This window comes from Allobosea sp. P4_E12 (genome assembly GCF_056401655.1).
On record NZ_JBFUIY010000008.1, the window covers coordinates 266,000 to 276,961 of the forward strand.

Here is a 10,962-nt window from a genome sequence, read left to right on the forward strand (position 1 = left end):
CCGCGCACCATAGGTGCCTTGGTAATTTCAAACCCGGCCCGAGCCTTTGGCAAGGGCAGGTGCCTGGCCCGGCGACATCGATTGCCCGGCCTGATCGCCAGCGTGTGCCGGCGGCCCAAAGTAGCCCCCAATGCCGGATGCGCGCGTCGAGACGCCGATGGGGAGGGCACAGCGGACGGTTGGCTCGGCGTTCCCTGACGAATGCGCGGACGGCATCGGGGCCTCGATCCTGCTGGCCGCTACTGGACGGCTGCAGCAGTGGCCCCCTCTCCGCGGAACACGGCCTCGATGACATCGCCCGGCTCGACCTCGGTGTCCTCGGTGGAGGGCAAGCGCTGCCATTGCTGGCCAGCCTTACGGACGATGACGACCTCYGAGCGAAGGTCGTTGCCTGCAGCTGGCATGGAGCTCACATTGCCGAGGGGGCGGAGCTTTTCGCTGATCGCCTGAATTCTCACGCTGAGATCCGCCAGGCGTAGATTGGAGTCCCTCAGCTCGCGCAACAGAGTGATCCGCCGCTGATTGGCGACGCGCTCGAGTTGGCGACCATATTCTTCGACCTGAAGCCGCGTCCGCATCAACTGAGCGGTGGTTTCCAGGCGGCGCGATGACGATAGGAGCAGCGCGCGTCGGCTCTCGCTGATACGCTGGCTCACGAGGGCGCCGCTTCCAAACAGCTTATTGACCCGCTCAAGCTCCTGGGAATCGGCCTGCACTCCCTTTTCCTCTTCCTGCTCGCGCTGGATCAGCACCGTGACCTGTTCGCCTGCCTCCTTTACGGCGCGCTCCAGAAAACTCCGCTCGTCGCGGAAATCGGCCAGCGAGATCTTGAGCGATTCCGCCTCGCTCTGGGCAACGCCCGAGGCCACGATCGTGGGCAGGGGCGAACTCCTCGGCGGGCGCAGATCAAAGGTCTCCTGATCATCCAATTCAGCGCGGACGCGCAGCGCGTGGAAATACTCCTTCAGATACTCGGTCCAGAGCGAGTCGTGATCGCGCCTCATATCAACAGGATCCGGGCCGAGCTGCCCGGCACGAGAGCGAAGAAGGCTGTATCCGCCGGCAACGGTAATGGCTTGCCGGACCGTCATGGTCGGCCGATAGGCCTGCTGGCCGGGGGTGAGCACGTCGCCGGCGACATAGATCGGCCGGTATTCGGCGACCCAGGTGGTCACGTCGCCCGGCCTGACGACCTGGACCTGTTCGCGGCCATCTGGAGCGCGAAATCGGAAGACCTTGGTCGGCATCAGGGCCTCCATCCGGCTCTGGAACTCCGCCGGGGTGAGGCCTGCGACGACGACCGACCCGACAGCCGGCAATGCGATCGTGCCGTCGAGCTGGACCGTCGCGCGCTGACGCTGATCCGGCAGGCCGGCCAGGGCCATTTCGATGGTATCGCCCGGAGCGAGCCGGTACGGAGCGCCGGCATGGGCTCCGCCACCCAGGCAGGCTGCCAGCAGGACACCTGATGCGAGCCTGCCGAGGCTGGAACGCTTGACTGCAAACAGGGTCATTTCACTGGCCTCTCGCGTGCTGTCCGGCAGGGGCGACCTCGTCGGGCCAATCCAGGCGCGAGACGAAATCGAAGACGGGGCCGCCTGCCTGCCCCCAGTTGCTCGACCAGATGATCTGCGACCCATCGGGTGACGGCGAAGCGTGGGTCTCGCTCCAGTAGTCATGGGGCGCGTTTCTGGTCTGTGCGATCCGCCGGAACTCGCCGCTGCCGTCGATCTTGAGTGCCAGGATTTCCTGCGCGAACGGCGCCCACCCCCCGTGGCGACCGACCTCGTCCGGCATTCCGGAATAGCTTAGGAAAACCCAACCGGGCCGTCGCATCGCCAGGGAAGCGTGCTGAGCCTCGCCATAGCGGGTCAAGGCGGTGACGACACCATCATCGAGACGCCGCTTGATGACCTGGAACTGATCGGGAGGCGCCTTGCTGATGCCGACATAGACCTCGCGGCCGTCCGCATCCACCGTCATGTCACCATGACCGGGCCGGTGGTTTTCGGTCCAGCTCTGCACCAGTGCCCCTTCGAGCGTGAAAATGAAGGTCTGGTTGGTCTCGTCCGGCAAGCTCTGGAGGCAATAGACATGCACGCCCAAGGGAGAGATGGAGCAGGCATTGCTCTGGCCTGGGAGCTTGGCGAGCGCGATGTCGGGAAACTTCGTCCGGGTCGTCAGGTCGTAGGCGAAGGCAACCAGTGCCCCACTCTCCGAAAGTGCCCGCACGACGATACGGCGACCGTCCCAGGACGGGTTTCCCTTGTAGGGGCCGAATTGAAGGTTGCGATGATGGTCTGCGGTGTAGACCACGCGCTCGAGATTGGTCCGCGGCGCCCAGAACGAAACAGTCTGCCCCCCAACGCAGATCATCAGCTCCGGATTGCGTGGGTGCCATTCGCATTCGCCGCTCCGGGTGCGCCGGAAGAGCGGCGCATAGCTGCGACCATCAAGAAAGCACAAGCCGTTGCAGCCATTGACGATGACGAGGAGGCTCTGATCCGCGTTCCAGGCCTGGGCGCTCGAATAACGATGGCTGCAGTGGCCGGGGCCGCACACGATGCCCGAGCCCAGTGGCCCCGGCCGGGTCACCCGCGTGAATGCCACGCCGAAGGCCGGGTCCGATGCAGGCTGCAGATATCCGGGCAGCGGCATGTCCACCGGCGCGACCAGCTGCGCGGCAGAGAGGTCGTCGGCTGCGGCCGCGGGCCAGAATGCCGGCACGAGCGCGGCGGCCAGGAACGCCCCAAGCCATGATCTCGGAAGAACCGACCTCATGTGATGAAGTCCTTCTGGCGGCGAACCTGCCCCGCCGCCACGCGGGTGAGCCACCACGCGATCGTCCGTTCCAGGCCCTCGCGCAGACTCGTGCGCGGTCGCCAGCCGGTTTCGCGCTCGAAGCGGGAGCAGTCGGCCAGCAGTGCCCGCACCTCGGAATTGACCGGCCGCATCCGCGTCTCGTCGCGCAGAACCGGCTTTTGGCACGCGCTCAGTTCGCGGATCAGTTCGATCAGGTCCGCAACGGTCACCGCCCGCTGACTGCCCGCGTTATAAGCGTGTCCGTAATCGACCGCGACCGCGCTGCCTGCGGCCATGAACGCCGCGACGGTGTCCTCGACGAAGGTCAGGTCCCTGATCGGCGTGGTGTCGCCCACCATGATGGCCGTGCAGGCCGGATCGAGCGCCTGGCGAATGATGGTGGGGATGATTGCCCGCTCGCTTTGACGCGGTCCAAACGTGTTGAACGGCCTGAGTGTCACGACCGGAAGCCCGAACGACCGCGCAAAGGCCTCGGCCATCATATCGGCGCCGATCTTGGACGCCGAATAGGGCGACTGGCCCTGGAGTGGATGGGTTTCGCTGATCGGCATCGTCAGCGCCGTGCCATAGACCTCGCTGGTCGAGGTGTGGACGATCCTCTCCGTGCCATGCTGGCGCGCCGCTTCGAGCACGTTCAGCGTCCCCAACACGTTGGTCTCCACATAGGACTGGGCAGCCAAGTAGGAATGGGGAATGGCGATCAGAGCGGCGAGGTGGAAAACGATCTCCTGGCCCTGCACGATTCGCCCGATGAACGCGGCGTCGCGAACGTCCCCCCGCACGAGATTCAGCTGATTGCGGGTGGCCTCTGGAACATCGTCGAGCCAGCCATGGCTGTCGAAGGAGTTGTAGAGGGCAAGGGCCGTGACCTTGGCGCCGTCGCGCACCAGCGCCTCGGTCAGATGGGACCCGATGAAACCATCGGCTCCGGTCACCAGCACGCGCATGCCGCTGTAGCTCATTGAGCTGCTCCCTCGGACTTGGTTGCTTCACGGGTTTCGGCAACACCTGGCCGGCCTGTCCGCTGAGCGGGCACGGCCTGCGACGGGACCCAGCCGAAGACGGCCAGAACGCCCCTCATGAGCCACCCAATGTCGCCGACGACGCTGTGATGGGGGAAATAGGCGAGATCGAGCCGCGCCTTGGTCGGAAACAGCACATCCCGATAGAAGCGCGTCGGGTCCATGTCCGGCGGGTAGAGACTGCCCTCGTTGCGGAACAGGATCTGACTAGGCCCCAACAGACCTGGCTTGTGCTCCAGAACCTGTTCGAAGCCATTCTGGAAGCAATCGGCAAAGGCCAGCGACTCGGGACGCGGCCCGATAATGGCCATGTCGCCCCTCAGGACGTTCCAAAGTTGCGGAAGCTCATCGAGTTTGGTCGCGGCCAGAACGCGGCCGACCGGTGTCATCCGCCCATCCTTGGCCATGGTCAGGGGACATCCCTCGGTGCCGCAGGTGGCTGCGAACTTACGGAACTTGTACATGCGAAAGGGCTGCCCGCCCTTTCCCAGGCGGGCCTGGGAAAACAGGATCGGCCGACCGCCCTCCAGCCAGATGGCGCAGGCAATGACCAGCATGGGCAAGGCCAGGACCAGGGCGGCTGCAGATGCGACGATGATGTCGAAGGCGCGACTCGCAACCGCGTTCATATCGACGCCCGCCGCAGAATGCCCGACACGGATCTGACGGGGCATCATGCGACGGCCTTGACGACGGTTTCGGCCTGCACGGCACGCGCCAATGTGTCCACGACCAGTTCGACCGTTTCGGCTTCCATCCGCGGGTGGAGCGGCAAGGTCAGCTCGCGCAGCGCGAAGTCTTCGGTCCGCGGCAGTTGCACACCGGGGCAGAGCTCACGGTAAAGCGTCATGAGATGGACCGGAGGGTAGTGTATCGTCGTCTGAATGCCGTTCTCCCGCAGGTGATCGATGACCTCCTGCCGCACCACACCGGCCGGCAAGACAACCGGCATGATGTGGAACGTGGATAGCCGCGGCTGCTGGAAAGGTACCGTAACGGACGGGCAGCGTTCGGCGATGAGCTGCCGGTAATCGGCCACCAGGCGGCTCCTGACCTCGTTCCAGCCCGGCAGCTTCCGCAGCTGGACAAGACCGATGGCGGCCCGCATCTCGTCCATGCGGTAGTTGAAGCCAAGCATGGTGACATCATAGGTCGGCGTGCGCGCGTTCAGGCGCTGGCGCGTTCCGCTGGTCATGCCGTGCCCCCGCGCCTGCCGGATCGTCTCGAGCAGGGCGGAATCGCGGGCGATGATCGCGCCGCCCTCGGCGGTGGTCATGTTCTTGTTGCCGTAGAAGCTGAACGCGGCAGCTTCGCCGAAGGTCCCGACCTGCCTCAACCCGGGCGCATGTGCAGCATCCTCGATCACCAGCAGCCCTTTCCGGCGAGCGAAGTCCCGCCAGGCCTCGCGATCGGCGAGATAGCCGGCGAAATGAACGAGAATGACGGCCTTGGTCCGCGCGGTGCAGCGGGCCTCGGCGTCGGCCAGCGACATCAGCGGAACATCCGCCGACTCGATATCGACGAAGATGGGCGTCGCGCCGACATAGACCACGCAATTGGCGGTGGCGACGAAGGTCAGGGCGGGAACCAGGACCTCGTCGCCTGGCCCCAGTCCCAGGGCATGCAGAATGAGGTGGAGGGCCGCCGTACAGGAATTGACCGCGACGGAATCCTCGACGCCATGGACTTCGGCGAAGGCCTGCTCGAAAGCTCTGACCCGGTCCCCCATGGTCAGCCAGCCACTGTCGATGACCTCTGCAAGGGCAGTCTTCTCTTCGGGGCCCAGGATGGGCTCGGCAACCAGCAACATGGAAGGCTCCATCACGCGTGGCGGACAAGTCGCCGGCGCCGAGCGGCGCCGGCCAGACCGGCGTCGTCAGGCCGCGACAGGGTGCTCGATCACAACCGACTGCTCGTCCCAGGCGACGTCCTGCGCCTTGTGGAAGTCGTCGACGCGACCGATGTCGAGCCACACACCCTCGTGCTTGAAGACGTGCACGGGCGTGCCAGTTTCCAGCATCTGGAACATCAGGTCGTCGAACCCGAAGGGCACTCCCGACGGAATGAACTCGAACACTGAGGGATCCATGCAGTACAGGCCCATGCTCACCAGATGCGGCAGCGCCGGCTTTTCCCGGAAGGTCTTGACCTCGCCATCAACCTCGTCGATCACGCCGAAATCCATCTTGATCGTGCGAGTGGTCGTCGCGATGGTCACCGGGCCCGGATGGTGCCGATGGAAGCTGGCAAACTGGCTGAGGCTGATATCGGTAAGCACGTCGCCGTTGAGCACGAGGAACGTGCTGTCGAGCTGGTCCCGCAGCAGCGAAAGTGGGCCGATCGTACCGAGCGGCTCGACTTCCTGGGTATAGGTGATCTTCATGTTCCACTGCGCGCCGTCTCCGCAGAAACTGCGAATGAGATGGCCGAGATATCCGGTCGTGACGAAAACCTCCTGGATTCCGTTCCGGCGGAGCCATTTGAGCAGCAGCTCCAGGACCGGCCTCGATCCGATCGGCATTAGCGGCTTCGGCAGGACCGAAGTATAGGGGCGCAGACGGGTGCCCTTGCCGCCGCATTGGATCACAGCCTTCATCCGAGCCTCCTATAAGTGGTCTGCGGCCACGTGCCGCTCCGGCTTGCTACGTGTGGCGCCGGGCATGACAGCGGTGGAGCGGTGTCGGAGTGCCTGACACGTCACGGCACAAGGCACCGGTTGGATCACCACGCACATAGTTCACCCGGTCATCTGGGAGAGGATGCTATGAGCGCCGTAACCCACTGTCTTCGTTCGTTTGCATGATGGAGGCGGGGCATGCCGCCATCGGCTCTTCTGCCTCCGGGCCCGGCGTCGCGTATTTCCCGCGATAGCCTTCACTCCCGGCCGGCGCGCCCCCCCGATCCCGCCTCTCCTGGAGAAGCCGGCTGGCCGGGTCCGGTGCAGGGTCCAGACGGCCCCTTCGACGAGAGGATTCCCGATGCCGCGTGTCTCTGGTCCCTCTTCAGCGACCAGGCTGCGCGACACGGGCTGCGGGAGCCCGCTGACCGCGGCCTGCACAGCGGCTGCCCTCGCCCTGCACAATCCACCTGGCGCTGAGTGATATCCTGGCTCTCACGGGCGACAGCCCCTGCCGCAGGGCCGATGATCGCGGTCGCCTCCGCCGTTGGCGGCAACTCGAGTCACCCCAGCCAATGCCTGCCCCCCGCCCCGACGCCGGATCAAAAGAATCGGCCGGTGAAATGGATTCCGGCTCTCGGGAAAGCTGGGTCATCGGACCGGAAACGGGGTCCGGTCCGATGCTCTAATGGGAGAGCGCCGCATAGCCGCGTGCTGCGGGCTCTTCCGCAACGGCTCGCGATGGGCGCATCCTGGCGAGAACTGCGGCGCTGATCCGATCGATCGACAGATTGCGGCTCGGGGCATCAATGCTGCTGACTCGGATCATGGGGAGCCCGCGCGCACCGACCAGGCCGGAGATCAGGTCGACATGGTCCACGTGGTCCAGGCTGCCTTGCAGGTCGATCTCGAGGTAGCGCTGAAGCGGGCCGATCCTCTGTCGACGATCCCGAAGGCGCGCCTCCAGGAGGGGGCGTGGCGCTTCGAAGCGGATGAGCAGGTCCGGCTTCGGCACGCAGTCGAGCGCGCGTCCGACAGGGTCGCGCTCGACTATGCCGCTGAGCAGAACGAGCGAGGCCACCGCCTGGACCATGCCCTGATCGAAGATCGTGATCGCATCCGAGGATTGCGCCGCAGTCCATTCGCGATGGAGCAGTGCCAGGTGCCAATGCAGGCGAACGCCCCATAGCCGATCCTTCGGTGGCAGTATCCTGAAGAGATCCGCGACGCCGCCGGCCGAACCGGCGGAGTTGAGCAACCGGGCGCTGGCCAGGCATTTGAGGATAATGCGTCTCAGCGGGTGAGCCCTCACGCCGATCAGGGGGGTCACGACATAGCCGAGACCGCGCAGATGGGCGGTCAGGGCGGACGCCATCGTCGTCTTTCCCGCCCCGGACGGCCCGAACATCTCGAGGATCATTACAAGCCTCTTCCTCTTGCCTTGACGCTCAGAGCCGCGTCCTGACCTCGGAAAATTAGGCCGAACAGAGAGATGTTGATCTCCATGTCCAGAAAACCGCCATGGGAGTCTGGTCTATCCAAATCGAAGAGGCCTTATATCCACTCCCTAAACAATATCCCATCTCTCTCTATCGTCTTTCGGATATTGGATTCCGCCACTACTTTGATTTCTCTCTCGAGACGTTTCATGTAAATGGAATGGAACTCTATATATGCCGCGTATAATTCTCTATGAGCTCCTGTATTTATCATATCGAATAGTATTTCGTATTCCGCACCTTCGACATCGAGCTTGAGAACGACGACATCATACAGCATTTTCTTTGCCATGATGAGGTTCGACAGCGAGAATGTCTCTACGACGTCAGAATCTGCATCCCCCGCGGCATACAGGCTGCTATTGTGCTCGGGAACGATCGATCGCCCTTCATAGGTAGGTTGGCGTCGATCCGACGGAGGCCCAAACAACTTGGTGAAGCCCTCCCGGACGCTCGCCGCCTTACCGATGATCTCGATATTCGCACTCGAACTCGCCTGGAGCGCCTGAAGATATGGCAGACAACTCTTGTTGGGCTCTATCATGATGAAATCAAAATATTCTTCGGTATAGTACCGACTGAATACGCTATATCCCTGCCCAACGTTTGATCCGCAATCGATGAAAAGCCCTCGCCCGCAAGAGCTGCTCTTTATCTTGGCGATAGCGCGCTTGGCGTCCGCTGACACGGCGATCCGCACGCGCATTGATCGAACTGGCGCGCTCAGCGATAGAGCGGACAACTCCAGAAAGCGGAGTGCACCCTCGTCCTGCAAGACGTCGGCTGACTGCTGAAGCTTGGCCGAGAGTCTGGCACTGAGACGTCCGGCTGCCCCCATTGCGGCGTTAGTCATTCCTACCTCCATGACCGCAATACGCCTTGAGCGATGTGCGGCCTCACCTGCCACGCGCCCGGCCCATTCCTATCCAAGCATCCCAACCACCCTGATCGACGGAACGTCGCTCCATGCGTCTCGTCGAGCCCCGGCGCCAATCGACTTCTGCCTGTGGCCCGAGCACATCATGGCTGCACAGTCTCGCGAAGCAGCGGGTCAGGCCGTCAGAGGACACTATGGAGACGCCTTGTGAGCGTCATCGTCCATTCGAAGGATACTGCGGACGCCCCCCGCGAAGGACCGTCAGAAATGCCATCGGATCGCTGGCGAGATCACGCCTTCGCCAGCTATCCGCCTGGAACGCCATCGCCCCCGTCAGACCACTCCGGCGTCGGAGCAAGACAGGCAACAGGCTGGCGCGCGCGTGAAAGCCTGCGGTTGCGACAGACGTCCCTGTTTGCCGCATCAGACCGGCGCATCCGCAAGGGCGTAGCGGACGGTTTCTCACCTGTCCTTGCGATGTGAGGAGAAGCGATGCAGAGCTTCCGTTCGCCGAGCTGCCCGCATCGCCGCAATGTCTTGGCTCCGCCACAGCAACCGATGTCACCAGCCCAAGTCAAATCACCAATCCGCCTCGCCGAACGTGCTACTTCGAAACCCGATATCGCTTCGACCACGCTCGGCGCAGGACGAGACCAGCCGCCAGCCCGATCATGCTGCCGACAATACTGCACGCCGCATCGACGACTCGTGGCGTGCGGCCCGGAATCCAAAATTGGGCCAGTTCGAACCCGACGGCGCCAATGATCAGCAAGGCGGCAGACAAGGGGGCGCCCTTGCGCCCGTAGACCACCGCGAAAATTCCGCCCGTGATCGCATAGGCGAACACGTGCTCCAGCTCGGGTGGCGCCCGGGTTCTGAACTCGATGCTTCCGGGCAGGATCGAGGCAATGCCGACGAGGGAGAAGGCGCACCAGGCGACAGCCCGCCAGTGCTTCCAGCGGACAAGCCTGTCGATACCGGCGCTGCGTTGCTCCGGGTCGAGGCGGCGCGCCGAAGCAAGCCCGCTCCTCACGGCAGGACCGCGACACGGGCAAGCAGCGTGACCAGCTCCGCCTGGCGCCTGGTCTGCGTCTTGGCGAAGACCGAGGCCAGCTGGGAGCGAATGGTGGTTCGGCTGAGACGCCGACTGCGGGCGACATCCGCCGGCACATCGCCGCGCGCCATTTGAATCGCCAGGCGCGTCTCGGCCATGGTCAGGCCAAACATGCGCTGAAGCATGAAGGGATTGGGCTCCAGATGAGCATCAAGATCGAGAAGCATCACTACGCTGGTGCCGTCCGGCATGTCGTCCGCGACCTGATTGAGAACGAGAGGCGCATCGTCCTTGTCCGAAATGACGATCCAGGTCAGCGGGCCGAGTGACGGGCGGTTCGGCGCGCGCGCGATCAATCGCTTGAAGGCGCTCGTCAGTTGGTCGAGGCCTTGAACCGAGCCCGCCTCACGGCCAAGGATCAGCCGGGCCGTGGCGTTGGCTTCGACGATCTTCCGGCGGTCCTCGAGGACAAGATAGCCGCAGCCGATGCGGTCGAGCATGCTCAGAGCCACGGTGCCGCGATAATTGCTTGGGGGCGCTACGCCCGCCCCGCCCTCTTCCTGGTCGAGAACTGGGGACGCGCAAAGAGGCCCGACGAGGCCGGCATTCAAGGGCATCGCATGACGGACGGACGCACCCAGGGGCGCCGGCGCTTCGACAGATCCGCTGACCAAAGACATATCGGCACTCTCCTCGATGTTCCGCATTCCGGACCAGAGACCATCCGCTTAACCTCGCCCCGCAAACCATGTCGGTTGAGATGACGCAGCTACTCACAGCGCACGTAAACTTAATCGCTGCAAGATATCGCGCACAAGGAGCGGAAGTTACTACATATTATACTCAAATTACCTTTGATTATATCGTCAGTATGGAAAATTATCTTATATATTCATACGCTCGGGATACATTACTATAGAACAATATCGGAACCATGAGGGAACAATATCAGAAAACCCCCGAGCGAAAACGCATTCAAAGGAGCCAGTCTGCCTACACCCAAAGGTTAAGGTCCCGCCCCCCCGAAAGGCCATACCGGCCGGCCTGCATACACCGGCCGCTGTCCCCGG

General features: G+C 63.5%; 10 protein-coding genes. All 10 read right to left on the reverse strand.

The genetic code is table 11. The annotated features are described in order from the left end of the window. Positions 1 to 239: 239 nt before the first annotated feature. On the reverse strand, positions 240 to 1,514 hold the full coding sequence (locus AC1DW9_RS13200; protein ID WP_441504891.1) for a polysaccharide biosynthesis/export family protein: 1,275 nt from the start codon (positions 1,512 to 1,514) through the stop codon (positions 240 to 242). Position 1,515: 1 nt separating this feature from the next. Next, a complete protein-coding gene (locus tag AC1DW9_RS13205) occupies positions 1,516 to 2,781 on the reverse strand; it encodes a hypothetical protein (protein ID WP_441504892.1) in 1,266 nt (421 codons plus the stop codon). Then, entirely contained in the window at positions 2,778 to 3,785 is a 1,008-nt protein-coding gene (locus AC1DW9_RS13210; RefSeq protein WP_441490654.1) for an SDR family NAD(P)-dependent oxidoreductase, read from the reverse strand. Before AC1DW9_RS13210 ends, AC1DW9_RS13205 begins: the two co-directional genes overlap by 4 nt. After that, positions 3,782 to 4,474: a sugar transferase gene (locus AC1DW9_RS13215; protein WP_441504893.1), complete on the reverse strand. Its 693-nt coding sequence runs from the start codon at positions 4,472 to 4,474 to the stop codon at positions 3,782 to 3,784. Before AC1DW9_RS13215 ends, AC1DW9_RS13210 begins: the two co-directional genes overlap by 4 nt. A 44-nt stretch (positions 4,475 to 4,518) precedes the next feature. Beyond that, positions 4,519 to 5,655, reverse strand: coding sequence for a DegT/DnrJ/EryC1/StrS family aminotransferase (locus tag AC1DW9_RS13220; RefSeq protein ID WP_441504894.1), 1,137 nt, complete (start codon positions 5,653 to 5,655; stop codon positions 4,519 to 4,521). 66 nt (positions 5,656 to 5,721) lie between these two features. Next, entirely contained in the window at positions 5,722 to 6,441 is a 720-nt protein-coding gene (locus tag AC1DW9_RS13225; protein WP_441490651.1) for a nucleotidyltransferase family protein, read from the reverse strand. Between the two features lie 706 nt (positions 6,442 to 7,147). Then, entirely contained in the window at positions 7,148 to 7,882 is a 735-nt protein-coding gene (locus AC1DW9_RS13230) for a hypothetical protein (protein WP_441504895.1), read from the reverse strand. A gap of 134 nt (positions 7,883 to 8,016) precedes the next feature. After that, the gene (locus tag AC1DW9_RS13235; protein WP_476767569.1) at positions 8,017 to 8,814 is read right to left on the reverse strand and encodes an FkbM family methyltransferase; all 798 of its coding nucleotides are present in this window, start codon (positions 8,812 to 8,814) and stop codon (positions 8,017 to 8,019) included. 628 nt (positions 8,815 to 9,442) lie between these two features. Then, positions 9,443 to 9,871, reverse strand: a complete 429-nt coding sequence (locus AC1DW9_RS13240; RefSeq protein ID WP_441504897.1) for a VanZ family protein — start codon at positions 9,869 to 9,871, stop codon at positions 9,443 to 9,445. Then, a complete protein-coding gene (locus tag AC1DW9_RS13245; protein ID WP_441504898.1) occupies positions 9,868 to 10,572 on the reverse strand; it encodes a helix-turn-helix transcriptional regulator in 705 nt (234 codons plus the stop codon). Before AC1DW9_RS13245 ends, AC1DW9_RS13240 begins: the two co-directional genes overlap by 4 nt. Positions 10,573 to 10,962 lie beyond the last annotated feature (390 nt).

Bases quoted from the DNA above. Each gene is read 5' to 3' on its own strand.
- AC1DW9_RS13205 (WP_441504892.1), bottom strand. From the start codon at position 2,781: ATGAGGTCGGTTCTTCCGAGATCATGGCTTGGGGCGTTCCTGGCCGCC.
- AC1DW9_RS13210 (WP_441490654.1), bottom strand. From the start codon at position 3,785: ATGAGCTACAGCGGCATGCGCGTGCTGGTGACCGGAGCCGATGGTTTC.
- AC1DW9_RS13215 (WP_441504893.1), bottom strand. From the start codon at position 4,474: ATGAACGCGGTTGCGAGTCGCGCCTTCGACATCATCGTCGCATCTGCA.
- AC1DW9_RS13220 (WP_441504894.1), bottom strand. From the start codon at position 5,655: ATGTTGCTGGTTGCCGAGCCCATCCTGGGCCCCGAAGAGAAGACTGCC.
- AC1DW9_RS13225 (WP_441490651.1), bottom strand. From the start codon at position 6,441: ATGAAGGCTGTGATCCAATGCGGCGGCAAGGGCACCCGTCTGCGCCCC.
- AC1DW9_RS13230 (WP_441504895.1), bottom strand. From the start codon at position 7,882: ATGATCCTCGAGATGTTCGGGCCGTCCGGGGCGGGAAAGACGACGATG.
- AC1DW9_RS13235 (WP_476767569.1), bottom strand. From the start codon at position 8,814: ATGACTAACGCCGCAATGGGGGCAGCCGGACGTCTCAGTGCCAGACTC.
- AC1DW9_RS13245 (WP_441504898.1), bottom strand. From the start codon at position 10,572: ATGTCTTTGGTCAGCGGATCTGTCGAAGCGCCGGCGCCCCTGGGTGCG.